At 61.2% G+C, this 18,460-nt stretch carries 15 protein-coding genes; 9 read left to right on the forward strand and 6 right to left on the reverse strand.

What is annotated here, in order from left to right:
* Positions 1–37: 37 nt before the first annotated feature.
* From AB2N04_RS18055 to AB2N04_RS18075, 5 genes are all read left to right on the forward strand, one after another.
* Positions 38–1,399 carry a sigma-54-dependent transcriptional regulator gene (locus AB2N04_RS18055; protein ID WP_367716053.1) on the forward strand — a complete coding sequence of 454 codons (1,362 nt, stop codon included), beginning with the start codon at positions 38–40 and terminating at the stop codon, positions 1,397–1,399.
* Positions 1,400–1,570: 171 nt separating this feature from the next.
* Positions 1,571–2,926, forward strand: coding sequence for an ABC transporter substrate-binding protein (locus AB2N04_RS18060; RefSeq protein WP_367716054.1), 1,356 nt, complete (start codon positions 1,571–1,573; stop codon positions 2,924–2,926).
* A 104-nt stretch (positions 2,927–3,030) separates the two neighbouring features.
* A complete protein-coding gene (locus tag AB2N04_RS18065; protein WP_367716055.1) occupies positions 3,031–4,758 on the forward strand; it encodes an ABC transporter permease in 1,728 nt (575 codons plus the stop codon).
* 7 nt (positions 4,759–4,765) lie between these two features.
* Entirely contained in the window at positions 4,766–5,875 is a 1,110-nt protein-coding gene (locus AB2N04_RS18070) for an ABC transporter ATP-binding protein (protein ID WP_367718852.1), read from the forward strand.
* Between the two features lie 119 nt (positions 5,876–5,994).
* Positions 5,995–6,576 (forward strand): histidine phosphatase family protein, encoded by a 582-nt coding sequence (locus AB2N04_RS18075; RefSeq protein ID WP_367716056.1) that lies wholly within the window; start codon positions 5,995–5,997, stop codon positions 6,574–6,576.
* A 79-nt stretch (positions 6,577–6,655) separates the two neighbouring features.
* Here AB2N04_RS18075 and AB2N04_RS18080 read toward each other — a convergent pair whose 3' ends face one another.
* Genes AB2N04_RS18080 through AB2N04_RS18090 form a run of 3 tightly spaced genes read right to left on the reverse strand, consistent with a single transcriptional unit; the run spans position 6,656 to position 9,398 of the window.
* Positions 6,656–7,528: an oxaloacetate decarboxylase gene (locus tag AB2N04_RS18080; protein WP_367716057.1), complete on the reverse strand. Its 873-nt coding sequence runs from the start codon at positions 7,526–7,528 to the stop codon at positions 6,656–6,658.
* A gap of 50 nt (positions 7,529–7,578) precedes the next feature.
* Entirely contained in the window at positions 7,579–8,715 is a 1,137-nt protein-coding gene (locus tag AB2N04_RS18085; protein ID WP_367716058.1) for a PrpF domain-containing protein, read from the reverse strand.
* Entirely contained in the window at positions 8,712–9,398 is a 687-nt protein-coding gene (locus AB2N04_RS18090; RefSeq protein WP_367716059.1) for a GntR family transcriptional regulator, read from the reverse strand. Before AB2N04_RS18090 ends, AB2N04_RS18085 begins: the two co-directional genes overlap by 4 nt.
* A 189-nt stretch (positions 9,399–9,587) precedes the next feature.
* Here AB2N04_RS18090 and AB2N04_RS18095 point away from each other — a divergent pair, with 189 nt between their 5' ends.
* The 4 genes from AB2N04_RS18095 to AB2N04_RS18110 are packed head-to-tail and all read left to right on the forward strand — an operon-like array spanning position 9,588 to position 13,664.
* Positions 9,588–10,577: a Bug family tripartite tricarboxylate transporter substrate binding protein gene (locus AB2N04_RS18095; RefSeq protein WP_367716060.1), complete on the forward strand. Its 990-nt coding sequence runs from the start codon at positions 9,588–9,590 to the stop codon at positions 10,575–10,577.
* A 60-nt stretch (positions 10,578–10,637) separates the two neighbouring features.
* Positions 10,638–11,072, forward strand: a complete 435-nt coding sequence (locus AB2N04_RS18100; protein ID WP_367716061.1) for a hypothetical protein — start codon at positions 10,638–10,640, stop codon at positions 11,070–11,072.
* Position 11,073: 1 nt separating this feature from the next.
* Positions 11,074–12,588: a tripartite tricarboxylate transporter permease gene (locus AB2N04_RS18105; RefSeq protein WP_367716062.1), complete on the forward strand. Its 1,515-nt coding sequence runs from the start codon at positions 11,074–11,076 to the stop codon at positions 12,586–12,588.
* Between the two features lie 2 nt (positions 12,589–12,590).
* Positions 12,591–13,664 carry an AbrB family transcriptional regulator gene (locus tag AB2N04_RS18110; protein WP_367716063.1) on the forward strand — a complete coding sequence of 358 codons (1,074 nt, stop codon included), beginning with the start codon at positions 12,591–12,593 and terminating at the stop codon, positions 13,662–13,664.
* 12 nt (positions 13,665–13,676) lie between these two features.
* Here AB2N04_RS18110 and eutH read toward each other — a convergent pair whose 3' ends face one another.
* Genes eutH through AB2N04_RS18125 form a run of 3 tightly spaced genes read right to left on the reverse strand, consistent with a single transcriptional unit; the run spans position 13,677 to position 18,334 of the window.
* Positions 13,677–14,909 carry an ethanolamine utilization protein EutH gene (gene eutH, locus AB2N04_RS18115; RefSeq protein ID WP_367716064.1) on the reverse strand — a complete coding sequence of 411 codons (1,233 nt, stop codon included), beginning with the start codon at positions 14,907–14,909 and terminating at the stop codon, positions 13,677–13,679.
* A gap of 57 nt (positions 14,910–14,966) precedes the next feature.
* Entirely contained in the window at positions 14,967–17,426 is a 2,460-nt protein-coding gene (locus AB2N04_RS18120) for an FAD-dependent oxidoreductase (protein ID WP_367716065.1), read from the reverse strand.
* Entirely contained in the window at positions 17,426–18,334 is a 909-nt protein-coding gene (locus AB2N04_RS18125; RefSeq protein ID WP_367716066.1) for a phosphotransferase, read from the reverse strand. Before AB2N04_RS18125 ends, AB2N04_RS18120 begins: the two co-directional genes overlap by 1 nt.
* Positions 18,335–18,460 lie beyond the last annotated feature (126 nt).

Consider the following 18,460-nt stretch of genomic DNA (forward strand, 5'->3'; position numbering starts at 1 on the left):
AAGATGGAGTGATCGCAACCGTGGAGCTGTTCAAGACATGAAGTCGATACCCGTCATTCTGGTGGACGACGAGCCCGACATAAGAGACGCATGGGCCGAAACACTCGCGCTTGAGGTCTATGAGCCCTTTGTTTTCTCTGATGGAAATGAGGCATTGAAGGCGCTCAATCGCGACTGGCCGGGCATCGTCGTCACCGATCTGAGAATGCCCGGCATGAACGGAACCGCACTTCTTGAAGCAGTTCGCGAGATTGACCGCGACATCCCGGTCATCATCATCACGGGCCATGGCGATGTGCCCATGGCCGTTTCGGCCGTGCGCAGCGGAGCCTATGATTTCATCGAGAAGCCGGTGGAGCCTGACGTGCTGCTGGCGGCGGTGGAGCGAGCCGCCCGGATGCGGCAGCTCGTTTTGCAGAACCGAGCGCTGAAAAGCGGCGCAGGCGAGCGCTACGCGCTGGAAAAGCACCTTATTGGCAACAGTGAAGCCATCCGGCTTCTGCGCAAGCGCATTGCAGCCATCGCGCTCGCCGATGTGAACACGGTCATCTATGGCGAAACCGGCTCCGGCAAGGAAGTCGTGGCAACGGCGCTTCATGAGCTTGGCCAGCGGCGCGAAGGTCCGTTCGTGGCACTCAATTGCGGCGCCCTCCCCGATACTCTGATCGCCAGCGAACTTTTTGGCCATGAGCCCGGCGCCTTCACCGGTGCGGACCGCCGGCGCATCGGCAGGCTGGAACAGGCAAGCGGTGGCACGCTGTTTCTCGACGAAATCGAAAGCATGCCCCTTGCCCATCAGACCCAGCTCCTGCGCGCGCTCCAGTCGCAGACCATCACGCGGCTGGGCGGCAGGGACGAAATCGGGATCGATGTCCGGGTCGTCGCGGCAGCCAAGAAGGACCTGGAGGCAGCCTCCGAGGAAGGCTCGTTCCGTGCCGATCTTTACTATCGCATCGCCGTTGCAACGCTCTCCATTCCGCCATTGCGCAAACGGCCCGAAGACGTGCCATTGCTCTTCATGCACTATGCGCAACACGCCGCCAGGCGTGTCCAGATGGATTTTGTGGAGCCCGATCACAACTATCTGGACGCGCTGCGCAACCGGCCATGGAAGGGCAATGTGCGCGAACTGATCAATCTGGCCGAACGGTATGCTCTCGGCATTGATGGCGAAGCGCGCAGCTTGGAGGCCGATCAGCTCTCGGACGGTCTTGCCGAACAGATGGACACGTTCGAGAAACGTGTGCTGGCGGCAGCATTGCGCAAAACGGGGGGACAGGTTCAGCGGGCCGCTGACCTTCTCCGCATCCCCCGCAAGAAACTCTATCTGCGCATGCAGCGCCATGGGCTTTCCCGCGAGGAATTTCTTTCGAAGGACCGCGTCAAAAGCGACACGTGAATTGGAAGAATGGGTCAGAAATGACCCATTTCATACCGAACCAGGTAACGCTTTTTCCTATTTATTACAACACCTTGCAGATAATCCTCGCCAGAACCGCAAACTGGCACGCCGGTTGCTTCCTTGTTGGAGCGATGAAAAAGATCGCGGTAAATTTCTGGGAGGAATTTTATGCCTGACTTTAAACGCAAGCCGCTTCGCATGTTCGGACTTGGGGTTGCCACTGCGGCCCTCTTGGCGGCAACGCCGCTTCATGCGGCCGATGACAAGCTCGTCATCGTCACGTCTTTTCCCTCCGACCTGACGGATGTCTTCAAGACCGCCTTCATGAAGGAGAACCCTTCCATCGCCGTCGAGGTAGTGAACAAGAGCACGTCCTCGGGCGTAAAATATCTGATTGAGACGGCGCAGAACAATCAGTCGGACATTTTCTGGGCATCCGCGCCGGATGCCTTCGAAGTGCTGAAGGGCGAGGATCTTCTCGGCAGCTATTCCAAAGAAGTCGACGGCATCCCTGCCGATCTGAACGGCTATCCGATCAACGATCCGGACGGCCAGTATCTGGGCTTTGCGCTTTCCGGCTACGGCTTCATGTGGAACACGCGCTACATGGACGCCTATGAGCTTCCGGCACCGAAAGAATGGGGCGATCTGGAAAAGCCGGTCTATCATGGTCATGTGGGCCTCTCCTCGCCCTCACGCTCGGGCACGACGCATCTGACCATCGAGACCATTCTTCAGGGTGAAGGCTGGGAAGAAGGCTGGAAGACACTGAAAGCCATCTCCGGCAATGCGAAAACGATCACCGAGCGCAGCTTCGGCGTTCCGGACGGCGTCAACAGCGGTTCCTTCGGCATTGGTATCGTGATCGACTTCTTCGGCTTCTCGTCCAAGGCGTCGGGGTTCCCCGTCGAGTTCCACTATCCGAGCGTGACAGCACTCGTGCCTGCGAACATCGGAGTGGTCGCCAATGCACCCAATGAGGGCCCGGCGCAGAAATTCATCGACTTCCTTCTGTCGGAAAAGGGCCAGGCCCTGCTGTTTGACCCAAAGATCATGCGTCTGCCCGTCAACGAGAATGCCTACGGGGAAGCACCTGAGGGCCTGCCCAACCCGTTTGACGGGTCCATCGAGACGAAGGTCAATTTCGACAGTGACGTCTCAAAACAGCGCTACAATGTGGTGAATTCCCTGTTCGACGTGATGATCACCTACCGGCTCGACGATCTGCGCAACGCAACCGCTGCCGTGCAGGCCGCCGAAACCGCGCTCGCCGAATCCGGCTCCGACAATGCCGAGGCTAACAAACTGATCGACGAAGCAAAGGCACTGCTCTACGCCCTTCCGGTGACTGCAGAAGAAGCCTCCGATCCGGACTTCAATGCGATCTTCACCGTCAAGCGCAAGAAGGCCGACACCCAGGTCGAGGGTCGTCAGGCCGAGATCGAGCAGAAGTGGGATGCCATGGTGGTCGAGAACTACCGCAAGGCTGCCGAATTGGCCGAACAGGCCAAGTCGTTGCTCTAAGAGCACTGCCGCCCGCCGGGACAAGCGCAGCGTGAGCAGCGCTCCCTGACGCCGGATCCCGGCGGCCGGCCATTCAAGACTTCCCGTTCCAACGGAGCATATCCATGCCCACTGCAGCCCTTCGGCGGCCGGCACTCAACGTGTCTGTCGGACCCTATCTGGCGGCTGGCCTTGTCGTTCTTTTTCTCGGCGCGTTTCTTGTCGTGCCGGTGCTGAAAGTCATCCAGGTCGCGTTTCAGGACCCGGCCACAGGCGGTTTCACGCTGGTGAACTTTCAGGACTTTTTCGCCAGCACCTTGTTTCGCCAGTCCTTCTACAATTCCGTCTATGTGGCGGGCATGTCGGTTGTGATCGCCTCGGCCATCGCCCTGCCGCTTGCCTATTTCACCACACGCTTCAACTTCTCCGGGTCGGTCATCATCCAGACCCTGGCCTTCGTGCCGCTCATCATGCCGCCCTTCATTGGTGCGGTGGCGATGCAGCTTCTGTTCGGAGCCAATGGCAGCGTGAACCTCATCCTGCGCGACTATTTCGGCATCACGGTCCCTTTCATGAAGGGGCTGAACGGTGTGATCTTCGTGCAGAGCCTGCACTATTTCCCCTTCATCCTGATCAATCTGTCGGCCAGCCTGCGCAATATCGACCGCTCCATGGAAGAAGCAGCCCAGATGCTCGGCTCCAGCGGCGTGCGCATGTTCCGGCGCATCGTCTTTCCGCTGGCCATGCCCGGCTATATCGCCGGTGCCTCACTGGTCTTCGTCAAGGTGTTCGACGATCTGGGCACGCCGCTGCTCCTCAACGTCAACACCATGCTCGCCCCGCAGGCCTATCTGCGCATTTCCTCGGTCGGCATCTCCGATCCGATGGGCTATGTGATCTCCTGCATTCTGATCGTTTTCTCGATCTTCGCCATGTGGGTTTCGTTCCTCGGCATGCGCGGCAAGGATTATTCGACCACACAGAAGGGTGGCGGGGGCCTTTCCAAACGCGATCTTTCGCGGCGCGAGGCGGTGCTGTGCTACATCGTCGTGCTCCTCATCCTCGCGCTCGTTCTGGCGCCGCATCTGGGGCTTCTGCTTCTGTCTTTCGGCACGGTCTGGTCCTTCGGCGTCCTGCCTGATGGCTTTACGGTGGCGCACTACGAGACCGCCCTTACCTCGGCCTGGGGCTTCATCCAGAACACGCTGCTTTACGCCGGGCTCGCAGGTCTGATCGACATCATCATCGGCACGGCGATCGCCTATCTGGTGCTGCGCACCAACATCATCGGGCGCAAATGGCTGGACTACATGGCCGTCTCAGCACTTGCCGTTCCCGGTGTCGTGCTCGGAATTGGCTATCTGCGCGTGTTCTATGGTGTCGAAATGCCTATCACCGGCCAGCCGCTGGCGACCTGGTGGGGCATCATCGTTATCGCGCTCGCCGTGCGTCGTCTGCCCTATGCGCTGCGCTCCTGCACTGCCGCGCTTCAGCAGATTTCACCGTCGCTTGAAGAAGCCGCTGAAAACCTCGGGGCCTCGAAGCTGCGCACGGTTCGCCGTGTGGTCGTGCCGCTTATGGTCAGCGGTCTGGTCGCCGGTTTCGTGACAAGCTTTGCCACCGCAGCCGTAGAGCTTTCGGCGACGATCATGCTGGTGGCCAGCGAGAAAGACGCACCACTCGCCTACGGGCTTTACCTCTTCATGCAATCGGCCGCAGGCCGTGGCCCCGGTGCAGCCCTTGGCATCATGGCGGTGATCATCGTCGGTCTGGCGACCTACCTGTCGCATCGTCTGGTCGAGAACACGCGCCGCAGCCAGGCCGCGGTCGCCACCCAGGGGGGAGAACATTGAGATGAACATGCCCATGAAATCCGCAACCACGCACCCATCACCGCAGCCCATGAAAACCGGCGGGGTGGAGCCCGTCGAGATCGACATTCGCAATGTGTCCCTTTCCTTCGGTTCGACGGAAGTGCTCAGGGGCATCGATCTGAAGATCGAACCCGGCGAATTCTTCGCCTTTCTAGGCCCTTCGGGGTCAGGCAAGTCCACGCTTCTGCGCGCAATAGCCGGCTTCGGCCCCACGCCAAAAGGCGAAATCCTGCTCGGTGGGCAGGATGTGGTCGGCATGGCACCATGGAAGCGCAATGTCGGCATGGTGTTTCAAAGCTATGCGCTCTGGCCACACATGAGCGTCGCGCGCAACGTCGCCTTCGGCCTCGATGAAAGACGCGTGCCGAAAGCCGAAACGGAAAAGCGCGTGAAGGCGGCATTGGAAATGGTCGGCATGAGCCAGTATTCCGAGCGCTATCCCTCGCAGCTTTCAGGTGGTCAGCAGCAGCGCGTTGCACTGGCCCGCACCATCGTGGTGGAACCGAGCGTTCTGCTTCTCGATGAACCGCTGTCCAATCTCGACGCCAATCTGCGCGTGCAGATGCGGCAGGATCTCCTGAAACTGCAAAGGCGGCTTGGCATCACGACCATTTTCGTGACCCATGATCAGGAAGAAGCAAACACGATCTGCGACCGCATCGCTGTCATGGCAGACGGGGTGGTGCAGCAGGTTGGCAGGCCCGACGACGTGTATGACACACCGGCCAATGCCTTCGTGGCCAACTTCCTTGGCACGGCCAACGTTCTCGAAGGCAGCGTCAGGCGCGAAGGAGAGGGCAATGTGTTTCTCCTGTCTTCGGGCATCATCCTGCCCTGCCCGCAGGACGCCCGACCTGGGGCCGGCAAGCTTGTCCTTCGGCCACAGAGCATCTCATTCAGCAAAAGCGAAAACGGTCTGCGCGGCACCGTTCAGTCGGCAGAGTTTCTCGGCGGTATGATCCGTTACGCAGTCGACGTTGCCGGCCAGACGCTGCTTGTCGACGAGGTTCACACAAGGGGCCATGGGCGGCGCAAAGCCGGCGAAACGGTCCATCTGACCGTGCGTCATCAGGAAGGAGTCCTGATCGATGGCTGATGACATGTTTGCCGGCGCATCGCACACGCACGCCGCAATGCAAGACACATACCCGCCGATCCTGCTCATTCGCCACGGAGAAACACAGTGGAACCGACAGGGGCCGGCTTCAGGGGCGAATGGACGCGCCCCTGACACTCAATGGCACACGGCAATGTCTTGCCGTCGCCACGGCAGTCGAGGCGCATCTTCGTTCCCTGCCCCTTGATGCACGCTTCTGGGTCAGTCCACTCGGGCGAGCCCGGCAGACGGCTTCCATTCTGGCGGATTGCTGGAACCTCGATTTCGGGCGTTTCGCCGAGGCGCCTGAGATCGTCGAGCGCGCCTATGGGCACTGGGAGGGAAGCACGCTCAGCGAAGTGAAGGCGGAGCGCCCTCAGGAGTTCGAGGCCCATTACGTCGACCCCTGGGGCTACCGGGTGCCGGGCGGCGAAAGCAAGGATGAGCTCTTCGCGCGGATAAAGGGCTGGCTTGATGGCCTGGACCGCGGTTATGCGCATGTGGTCGTGACCCATAGCGGCTGCTTTCGGGCTCTACGCGCCCTATACACGGGGGCAACGCGCGCCGTGATCGAAGCCTATCGCGAGCCGCAGACCACGGCCTTTCTGCTAAGGGCCGAGGAGGAGACCGAGATTGTCCCCTCCGCCGCACTTCTCACCACCTGTGGCGTGGCAGGAACCGGTCGTACCGTAGCGATATGAAGAAACCGGCGGCATTCCCCAATGCCGCCGGCCTTTCACGTTCCATGCGCCCGCTCACTCCGCAAAAAGCGGAGAGATCCTAGATCGCGTAGCGCTTCTCCAGCTCGTCGAAAAGCTCCTTGCGCACCATGCGCTGACGCTCGACGAAGCTCGCCACCGGACCGCCTTCGTCCATGCGTCCGGTTTCCTTGAGCTGCCCGAGTGCCAGCTGCATTCCATAGACGGCCGATTGCAGCGCCACATTGGCGTAAAGCACGAGCGAGAAGCCCATATCGCCAAGCTCATCAAGGTCGAGGATCGGCGTCTTGCCGCCGACCACCAGATTCACGAGCTGCGGCGTGCCTTTGAGTGCTGCCGGAATCCCACGCATCTCTTCCTTCGACTGCGGAGCCTCCACAAAGGTGATGTCGGCACCGTCCTCGATGAATGCCGCAGCGCGATCCAGCGCTTCATTATAGCCATCCGTGGCGCGGGCGTCGGTGCGGGCCACGATGAGGGTGTTCTCATCCTGGCGGGCGTCGACCGCTGCGCGAATGCGCGAACGGGCCTCGTCCAGCGGCACCACTTCCTTGCCGGAAAAATGCCCGCAGCGCTTCGGCGTCTTCTGGTCTTCCAGCTGCACGGCGCTCGCGCCGGCCCGCTCCAGCGTGCGGATGGTATGACGCACATTGAGCGCGTTGCCGAAACCATTGTCGGCATCCACCACGATGGGCAGTTCGGTCGCGTCGCGAATGGTGGAGGTGTGCTGCGCAATCTCGCTCAGCCCCACAAAACCCATATCCGGCATGCCGAGATAGGTGTTGGTCAGACCCGCACCCGACAGGTAGATCGCCTCGAACCCCTGATCTTCGATGACCCGCGCCGCCAGCGCATTGGCCGCGCCCGGCATGAGCACGGGATCGCCCTTGAGAATACGCTGTTTGAAGGTGCGGTTGATTTCGTGGTTCAGCATGAAACGTGTCTCTTTCTTCAGTCCTGTTGGGCAGAGGTTCGTGGTTCAGGTCAGGGAATGCAGATATGCCCGTCCATCAGACGCCGCTGGGTGCGGACGATCCGGGCGGCGCTGATCACGCCGCTTTCCTCATCGCGGGTCGCACCCACCGTGACGATGCCGCTTGGCGTTGCGATGCGCAGATTCAATGGATCGGACCCGCTGGAAAGGCAGGCAGCAACGACCGAGCCTTCGACAACCGCTGCGCAGGCAAGCGCCAGCGCACCGGTGACCGGGACAGCCCGATGCGCCTGCCCGGCAGAGATCATGCGGATCTGCAGGTCCTGATCGGCTGCCGGATGCGCGTTTCCCGACAGGTCGGTGTAATCGGCGGCAGCCCCCACCATGGCAATTTTTGGCGTGGCGATGCGGGCGGCGGCGGCGGCAGGATCGGCGCTCAGCCCCATCATCACGGAAGCCTGACGGCGAATGTCCTCCAGACGTGCCATAAGCGCGTTATCGTCATCGATCGCTGCGGGGTGCTCGCGTGTGTCACCAGCGACATCACCGGCCGCTACGAAAACCGAAGGAACGGCGGCATCGATCATCGTCACCCGGACCTTCCGGCCATCGGTGAGGATCAGCTCATGGCTTGCCAGTCCGCCGGGCAAAGCGCCCCGTCCGAACGTGTCGGTCGGATCAAGAAAATCCAGCGTAACCGGTGCGCCCGTGCCATGCACGCCGGGAATGCGTGTGTCGCCGGTCACGACAGCCGAGCCGCCCGAGACCTCGAAACGCGAGACGATCACCTTGCCCGAATTCGTGTTGTGGATGCGCACGACCGCTTCTCCGTCGCGCGGACCATCCGCCAGCCCTTCCTCATAGGCAAACGGGCCCATGGCAGAGCTCATATTGCCGCAATTGCCGCTGAAATCGACCGTATCATTGTCCACCCCGACCTGGGCGAACGTATAGTCGATATCGGCGTCCTCGCGGGTCGAAGGCCCCACGATGCACACCTTGCTCAGCGAGGAGATGCCGCCGCCCATGCCGTCGAGCTGCCGCCCATTGGGATCGGGACTCCCCATCATGCGCGCAAAGAGCTCAGGCCAGGCAGCCTCATCTTCCGGCAGATCCGCGCGCTTCAGTACCACCGCCTTGGAGGTGCCTCCGCGTATGAAAGCTGCGGGCATGCGTTTCTGGCTCATTCCACCTCCTTGGCGGTCTCGGAAAGCTGCGCTTCGAGCGCTGTCCAGCTGTTGCGTATGTGACGCCGCATCAGGAGACCGGCGACTTCCGCATCTCCATCGGCGATCGCCGTTGCGATCCGCTTGTGTTCGTTTAATGCCCTGGCCCCGCGCCCGGTCACGTTTCGATGCTTGACGCGCAGCAGCGAAAGCTGCGGATAGAGCTCGCGCGCCAGATAGCGAAGAATGATCGGATTGCCGGCCATTCGCGCAATCACCATATGGAAATCGCGATCCCCGGCACCCTGCAGATATGCGCCCTCGGGATGCGCCGCAATCTCACCGGCATGCTGATCGAGCAGATCGCCGAACAGGGCGGCCGTCTCCGGCCCGGCCCTGGCGGCGGCAAGCATGGCGGCTTCGGCTTCAAGCGCAGCGCGCACCTCGTAAAGTGCGCGCGCATCCGCACGCCCCATTTCGCGCACACGCGCGCCACTGTTGGGAACGATCGTCACGAGACCCGCTTCGCTGAGAATGTTCAGCGCCGCGCGCACCGGCCCCCGGCTGACTTCAAACCGTTCGGCCAGCGCGACCTCTCCCAGGCGCTCCCCCGAAGGAAGGCGGCCGGAAAGAATGTCTTCGCGCAATGCATCAGCCAGTCGCTCGGCGGCAAGTCCGCGAGATTTCATCACGATTGTTGACAATCTCTTCTCCTCTGGACCACCGGCCAAAATTTCAAAAAGCAGATTATTGACCGAAAAATCCTTGAAAACCGCGCTTCTGTCAATAATTTTGATTCTCTTGACACGATGAGCGTTCGGACGATAACTGTCTGGATCGACAGATTGCACTACAATCTTGCAACCAACAGCGTCAGGGAGGAAAGTCTGACCATGAAAAAATTCGCTATCGCCGCAGCCGCGCTCGGCATGTCGCTGGCGGCCGTTTTGCAGCCGGCCACCGCCAAAGCCGAAGAAAGCTGGCCGCCGCGCAAGATCACCTTCGTCGTTGCGCTTGGGCCGGGCGGGTCGGCCGACCGCACGGCACGAGCGCTCGCCCAGCGTCTTCAAGACGAGCTGGAGACCCCCATCACGGTGGTCAATCAGGAAGGTGGCGGCGGCCATGTCGGCCACACCTATTTCTCCCAGATGCCGAAAGACGGCAGCTATTTCCTGGCCACTTCGATCCATCCGTATATTTCCAACGCGATCCTGCGTTTCGATGCCGACTACACGCTTGACGATTTCGCGTTCATCAACGGCCAGTGGAACGATCACGACCTGTTCGCGGTCAACGCCGAGACGCCCTACAAGACGCTCGCCGAGTTCATGGCAGCAGCGAAGGAAGAGCCCGGCAAGCTGAAGGTTTCGGTGGTTCCCGGCTCCACCGGCGCCATCAATCTGGAGCTCGCCCTCGAAGCCTTTGGCGTCGACAAGTCCGCCGTCAACATTGTCACCTATCAGTCGGGCGGCAAGGCACGCACCGCCGTGGCAGGCGGCCAGGTCGACATGACCGTGCTTGCCGCGGATGGCACGCTTTCGATCGCCGAATATGTCCGCCCGCTGGCGCTGGCTGCCGATGAACCGAGTGAAGACTGGGACGCCCCAACACTCAACCAGGCCCTTGAGAAGAACGGTCTTGAGTCCGTCCCTGTGCTGGCCGGTTCCATGCGCGGTCTGGCCGCACATGCCGAGTTCAAGAAGAACAATCCTGAGGCCTTCCAGAAGATGGTCGATGCCTATAAGGCTGTGCTCGAAGACGAGGCGTTTGTAAAAAGCCTGAAAGAGCAGAAGATCGGCGCTGAATGGCTCGGACCGGAACGCACGACCGAGATCATCAACTCCAACTTCGAAGTTCTGAAACGCTTCGGAACTGAAGAGTAGGAATTGAAGCGGGGGCGGCAGCTCCCGCTTTCTTTCGATCCTGCAGAAGCGAGGATGGATATGACCACAAGATTTCCGGCCACGCATGCCGCCTTTATCGGCATTGTGCTTGCCATAACAGGCTTCATTCTCTGGAGTGCCGTATCCGCCTCCGCTTCACTCAACAATCTGGTGGTGGCTGCCCCGGTCGCCGCCGTGCTTCTGCTTCTCGCGCTTTTCGTCATCGCCGGCGCATTCGCCAAGCCGTCCGACGAAAGCACCAAAACCGGCATATGGGGCGATCTGCTGCTGCTCTCGGGCTTTGCCGTGTTCTGCTATTCTCTCACCCATGTGGGTTTCGACGTGGCAACCTTTGTTTTCGTCTGGGCCGGCGTGGTGATGAGTGGCGGGCGAGGGCTTTGGCAACCGCCGCTTTATGCCGCGCTCTTCACCGTGCTTCTGGTCAAGGGGTTCGGATCCCTGTTTCCATACCCGATGCTGACGCTGGTGCTTTGAGATGATCGACCATTTTGCCCTTTCACAGGCCTTCGGCCTGCTCTTCACCAGCTTCGATCCGTGGCTCTGGGTCATTCCCGGCCTTCTCATCGGCCTGATCTTCGGGTCTATCCCCGGCCTTCAGATCTCGATGGCAATGGCAGTGTTCCTGCCGGTCACATTCGGCATGGATTTCCTGCAGGCCATGCTGTTTCTCACGGCAATCTTCACCGGCGGCGCCTATGGTGGCGGGGTGACGGCGATCCTGATGAACATCCCGGGCTCGTCCTCCTCCATCGCCACCGCCTTTGATGGCTATCCCATGGCGCGGCAGGGCAAACACAATGAGGCGCTGGGCCTCGGGCTGGCCGCATCGGTCATCGGTGCCTTTGTCGGCTACGTGCTCCTGCTGCTTCTCATCAATCCGCTGGCCGCGCTGGTTCTGAAGATCGGCCCCATGGAAATGGTTGTCGTGGTTCTCTGGGGCCTCACCCTGATCGCGACACTTAATGACAGCAGCCTGTCGAAGGGTCTGCTTGCAGGCTTCTTCGGGCTGATGCTCAGCCAGATCGGCATGTCGACCACCGGCGTGATGCGCACCACTGTCGGCAATCCGCACCTGCTCGACGGCATTCCCGTCGTTCCTGCCATGATCGGTATTTTTGCCGCATCGGAGCTTCTGCGCCTGCGCGGCAGCTCCTATCTGGTGCAGGACGAAGCACAGCGCGACATTTCGTTTGGCCGCATTCTGCGCGGCGCGGGCGAAGCCTTCCGTCATCCCGGCGTCTTGATCCGCGGCAGCCTCATCGGCGCTGTGATCGGTGCCATCCCCGGCGTTGGCTCATCGGTTGCCAATCTGGTCTCGTATGGCGAAGCCAAGAGAACATCGCGAACGCCGGAAGCCTTCGGCAAGGGCGCGCCGGAGGGCGTCATCGCGGCAGAATCCGCCAACAGCAGCTCCGAAGGCGGGTCCATGACCGCGCTTCTGGCGCTTGGCATTCCCGGCGGCGCGGCAACGGCCGTGCTCCTTGCAGCCTTCTCCTTTCACAACATCATCGGCGGCCCCTCCTTCATCCGCAACCAGACCGATGTCGTCTACTCCATCATTCTGGGCAATCTGGGTCAGGTCCTGCTTCTGGCCGTGATCGGTCTCGCCATGCTGCGGGTTCTGGGCATGGTGGTGCGCGTGCCGCTCGCCTATCTCGTGCCCAGTGTTCTGGCCATGTGCGCATGGGGTGGATACGGAATCACGGGCACGATCGCAGGCCCGCTCACCGTCGCTGCCTTTGCCGGTCTCGGCTGGCTCATGCGCCGTCACGACTATCCGGTCGCCGCCACTGTCATCGGCCTGCTTCTCGGTCGCATGATGGAAGGCGAGCTGGTGCGCACCCTGCAGATCTCCAACAACCAGCCGCTGAACTACCTGCTCGAACGCCCAATGGCGCTTGGCCTTTTCGTCGTCATGCTGCTCGTTCTCGTTGGCGCTCCGCTTCTCAAGAAACTGCGCCAGCGCAAGGTACGGCAGGCCGAAGCTTGAGCATGCCAGCCTCTGCCATCGCCCGCGGCGCCGCCACCATTGGCATCGGCGCTGCCGGCGGCCTCACCTTCTTTCTGCTCAATCTCCCGCTGCCCTGGGTTCTGGGCAGCGTCACCGCCTCCGCGCTGATCACGCAGATTTCGCCATTTCGTCCGGCACTTCCGGCAAGCTGGCGCAGCTATGCCATGGTCGCCATCGGCACCATGCTCGGCACCGGCTTCACGCCGGATGTCATCGCCCGCGCCGGTACATGGACAGTCAGCCTTCTTGCCATGGCGCTGCTGTCGCTTGGTTTTGGCCTCCTTGCCTATATCGTTTTCCGGCGCTGGGGCGACATGAACCGCGAAACGGCTTTGTTCGCCGCAATGCCCGGCGGCCTCTCCGTCGTCACCATGCTGGCCGAGCAATACAAGACCGAGACGAACCGCGTGGTGCTTTGTCACACGGCGCGTCTGGTGGTGCTTCTCATTTCGGCACCGCTCCTCATCCAGTGGATTTCGGGCATCGATCTGTCTGCTGCAAACCGCACGGCATTCGAAACGCACGAGGCCCTCGACTTCAAAGAGCATGGCGCACTGGCTCTGGTTGCCATTGCAAGCTGGTATGCCGCAAAGCGCATCCGCTTCCCGTCGGTCATGCTTCTTCTTCCGCTCTTGAGCTCGGCCATTTTCCACGCAAGCGGGCTGGTCACGGTTCATGTGCCCGCACCGCTTTCCATTCTGGCGCAAATCGTGATCGGATCGGGCGTCGGTGCCCGCTTTGCCAGCTATACGCTGCGCCAGATCGCACGCGATGGCTGGCTTGCGGCCCTTGTCGGCGTGGTCATGGCCATCGGCTCACTGGCCGCGGCCTTCATCGTCGCGCCCTTTGCCGGCGGCGATGTGGCTCCGCTGTTTCTGGCTTATCTGCCAGGCGGCGCGCCCGAGCTTGGGGTCGTTGCGCTCGCGCTGATGATCGATCCTGCCATGGTGGCAGTCCATCATGTGCTGCGCGTCATTCTGATTGTCGCGTTTCTCCCCTACGCGGCGGCCCGCGTAGGGGGAAAAGCTTCACCGCCAACCGCAAATCGCGGATAGGCGAACCAGCGTTCACTCCGCCGGTGCCGTCCTCGCCACCGGCTCGGGTGTTGCCTCTAGCGAAGCCAGTTCTTCCGCCTTGGGCACCGAGAGCCACACGGCCAGCATGAAGCCCGCAGCACCGCCAAAGAGCTTGCCCAGCATCAAGGGCAGGATCATCGTCGGCTGAAAGTTCGCCGCAAATGCCAGATGGTCGCCAAAGGTAAATGCCGCACACACGGCAAAGGCAATAGCCAGCACCTTGTCGCGTGGCCGCATCTGACCGACCAGGCGGTACATGGCGAGAATGTTCGCGCTTGCCGCCAGAAGCCCCGCCGCACCTTCCGGCGAAACGCCGATGCGTGCGCCGATCACCTGCATGGGGCCAGCCAGATATTTCGTCAGCAGGTAGACCATCGGAAACGCGCCGGCGAGCATGATGCCGATATAGCCGGCAATCTCCAGGGCACGGAACTGATCCTGTTCATCGGCAATGATCGGGTCGAAACCCCAGGAGCCGAACACGGCGGAGAAAATGCCGGTGAAATATTCAACGATCGAAGCCACAAGCACCAGCGTGATGCCGGCATACATGATGCGCCCGAACCAAAGGAAACCGGTGATCATCGCATCGGGTGCGAAACGCAGCCCCAAAGCGATTGCCACGCAGAACACGATCAGGGGCAGCAGATTGCGCAGGATGTCGACCATGGTCAGCGCGATCTGATGGGTCGCCTCCGAAGTGGTGGAGACGTCGGGCCTGATGTCGAGCCCCGTCATGGCAATCAGCGTACACGCGATGAACACGCCAACCGGCACGCTCAGAATGCCCGACATGATGCCGAGCGCCATGTATTTGTGATCGGATTTTGCCAGCATCGCCAGCCCGACGGGAATGGAGAAGATGATCGTCGCGCCCGACATGTAGCCGACGACGGTCGCCATCATCCACGCATCGCGCGACTGCGCCAATGCGTCAGCCAGCTGATAGCCGCCCATGTCGACGGCGATCACCGTCGTTGCAGCGATCGACGGGTCCGCGCCGATCATCGCAAAGAGCGGTCCTGCGACTGCCCGGATGAACTCCGACAGATAGGGGATCGCGGCCATGATACCGGCCACGGGTATGAAAATCGGGCCGATGGAATGAAGCCCCTCGATGAACTCCTTGCCGAGCCCGGTTTCCGGGTTGCGGATCGAGGCGATTGCGCCGGCGACCGCGCATGCCATGATGATGTAGATGACGTAGGTACCGATTGAAGCCATTTGCCTTCCCTCCCAGTGTGCGAAATGCGCCCCGGCATCTTGGCGCCGGTTTTTCGATCAGCCCTTCACGCGTTCCCCCGGCGGATCGTAGAGCGGCGCCATGTGAAGCGTGGCGGCGATGCGTTCGTTCGCCACGATGAGTTCGTAATGTCCCGATGTCAGAAACGCCTCGTCGACACCGTTTTCCGAGCGCACATAACCGTAGCCGATGGGCTTTCCGACCGTGTAGCCAAAGCCACCGCTGGTCAGATAGCCGACAGGTTCGCCATCGCGCAGTATGGTTTCCCGGCCAAGCAACACCACGTCCGGGTCCTCGGTCGTGAAACAGGCCAGCTGTTTTGTCAGCGGATTGGCGGCCGCCACCTCACAGACCTCACGGCCGATAAAAGGCGTGTCGCGGCGCAGTTTCACCGCCCAGCCAAGCCCCGCTTCAAAGGGGTTGTCATTCGGCGTAACGTCCGATCCCCACGCGCGATATCCCTTCTCAAGCCTGAGCGACTCGATGGCCCGATAACCGACCGGGCGGATGTCGTGGGCGCGGCCCTTTTCCATCAGCACATCGAAAACATCGCCGGTCCCTTCGATGGGCACATGCAGTTCCCAGCCCAGCTCACCCACATAGGTCACGCGCATGGCGCGCACCGTATGGCCGGCAATCTCGATCTCCTGCACCCGACCAAAGCGGAAGGCGTCGTTGCTCACATCGGCATCCGTGACAGACGAAAGCACGTCCCGCGCGCGCGGCCCCATCAGCGAAAGCGTACCGTAATCCTCGGTCACATCGACAAGCCGTGCATCCGCACCCACCGGCAGATGCTGCCTGATCCATCCGAAATCATGGGTGCGCGAGCCGGTACCGGTGACGATGTAGAAGCGGTCATCGGCAAGGCGCGCCACGGTGAGGTCGCATTCGATGCCACCGCGCGAGTTGAGGATCTGGGTATAGGTGAGGCGTCCGGCCGGCTTGGCCACATAATTGGAGCAGATCCGCTCCAGCGCATCCGCCGCATCGGGTCCGGTCATTTCATATTTGGCAAAGGACGACTGGTCAAACACGCCGACCTTTTCGCGCACATGGGCATGCTCCTCGCCTACCGGACCGAACCAGTTCTGACGGCCCATGGAATAGTCGTCACGGGGCTCCATGCCTTCGGGCGCAAACCAGTTGGGTCGCTCCCACCCGAGCTTGGAGCCGAAAACGGCGCGGTGCTTTTTCAAGCGTTCATAGAGTGGCGAAACGATGCGCGGCCGCCCGCTCTCGTATTCTTCGTGCGGAAAAGCCACGGTGTAGTGCTTGCCATAGGCTTCGAGCGTGCGCTCCTCCACCCATTTGCGGTCTTCATGGAGTGTCGAAAAACGGCGAATGTCGACCACCCAGAGGTCGAGCGGCGCTTCGCCGCGCACGGCCCATTCGGCAAGCACCCAGCCCGCGCCACCGCCAGCGGCGATGCCGAAAGCGTTGAAGCCCGCTCCGACGAACATGTTGGCGCATTCGGGCGCCTGGCCGAGAATGAAATTGCCATCAGGGGTGAAACTTTCCGGCCCGTTGATCATCTGCCGCACACCGGCTTCGCCAAGCGCGGGAACACGCTCGATGGCCTGCGTCATGTGCTGTTCGAAATGATCGAAATCATCGTCGAAAAGCTGGAACTCGAACTCGTTGGGCACATCCCCGCCCGGCAGCCCGGTCACCCAGCTTTGCGGGTTCGGCTCATAGCCGCCCATCACCAGTCCGCCCACCTCTTCCTTGAAATAGATGCGGCGATCCGGATCACGCACGGTCGGCGTGTCGGCGGAAAGTCCCTCGATCTTCTCCGTCACGATATACTGGTGCTTGACCGGATGCAGGGGAACCGAAACGCCGGCCATGGCACCGATCTGGCGCGCCCATTGGCCACCGCAGTTCACCACCGTTTCACAGCCGATCCGCCCTCTGTTCGTTTCCACGGCCGTGATGCGGTCACCGTCCATCTCGAAACCGGTCACGCGAACACCCTCGAAGAGCTGCGCCCCATGCATGCGCGCGCCCTTGGCGAGCGACTGGGTGATGTCGGATGGGCTCGCCTGCCCATCGGTCGGCAACCAGGAAGCGCCCAGGAGGTCGGATGTATCCATAAGCGGCCACATCCGCTTCACCTCTTCGGGACTGATGAGCTCCATCTCCATGCCGAAGCTGCGCGCCGTGGTGGCGAGCCGGCGAAATTCGGTCCAGCGGTCTTCATTGGTTGCAAGCCGCAGGCAGCCCGTCATCTTCCAGCCGGTTTCAAGTCCGGTCTCTTCATGCAGCCGCTTGTAGAGATCGACCGAGTATTTCAGCACCTTGGTGATCGAGGCCGAAGACCGCAATTGTCCCACAAGCCCGGCCGCATGCCAGGTGGAGCCGGAGGTCAGCTTGCCCTGTTCGAGAAGGACGACTTCCGCCTTGTGATCGCGGGCGAGATGATAGGCTGTCGAGCAGCCGATGATGCCGCCGCCGATCACGACAATCTGGGCATGGGAAGGCAGGGTCTTGGTCATCAGGGGGTGCGTCCGTATTGAGAATAGAAAGTGTCGAGTGCCGTCTCCAGCCGCGTCAGGTTTTCATGCGTGTAGGCGACGTAATCGGTTCCCGGTGCATCGAGGTAAAGCTCGGAAACCATGCTCCACATGGCCTCCCGCAGAAGCGAAGCACATTGCATGGCCGCCATCGAACAGCGCAGTGAGCGTTCCGGCGTGCGGTCGAAATAATAGCCAAGCAATGCCTCGCTTTCCTCGTCGGAGAAGCTCGCATTGGAAGAAAGGCCCGCAAGATCGAACATGGGTGTCGAAAAGCCGGCATATTCGAAATCGATCAGCCAGAGACGTTCACCATCATCGAGCAGGTTGGCCGGCAAAAGATCATTATGTCCGAACACGATGGGGAGTGGCTCCTGCACCGTTTCCAGTTCGTCGGCAAGCGCCAGATAGGCAGGCAGATGCTCGCGCATCCGGCTCTCGCCCTTCGCCAGCGTGCGCGCATAATCGCGGATCACATGAAAAGGCCAGAACATGAAGCCCGGTCCCGAAACGTGGTGCGGCATCTTGCGATGAAAGGCACGGACAATGCGGGCCACGCGCTCGATATTGGCGCGCACGTCTGCCTCGGCATAGGTCTTGGCATTGAGATATCTGCAGACCATCACCCCCGGCTCGGCGTGCTCGACCGCCGGTGCAAGCGCGGCTTCCTCGGCAGCGCACGCGGTCATCAGTTCGCGGTCGCGCATAACGTGGTGAAAGGGGTAGTCCGTGCCGAAACGGACGACATGCCCGCCCCTGTCGTCGGTAACGAGCCAGCTCTCATTGCTGATCCCGCCGACCATCGGCTTTATGCTGATAGACCCTTTCCAGATCGGCAGAGCGCCAATCTTTTCAGAGTGCGCGGTCGTTGTCTCCCGAGCCTCCGCCATATCCCCTCCCACAGCCTTCGGCCGTCTGTTTTGCGAAGAGAATTGATGCCACATACAGGGAAGTCAATACAAAATGTGGATTTTTGACCGTATCTGATGATTTTGTGAATATCATTCGGTCAAAAT

This window comes from Nitratireductor sp. GISD-1A_MAKvit (assembly GCF_040819555.1).
GTDB lineage: Bacteria > Pseudomonadota > Alphaproteobacteria > Rhizobiales > Rhizobiaceae > Nitratireductor.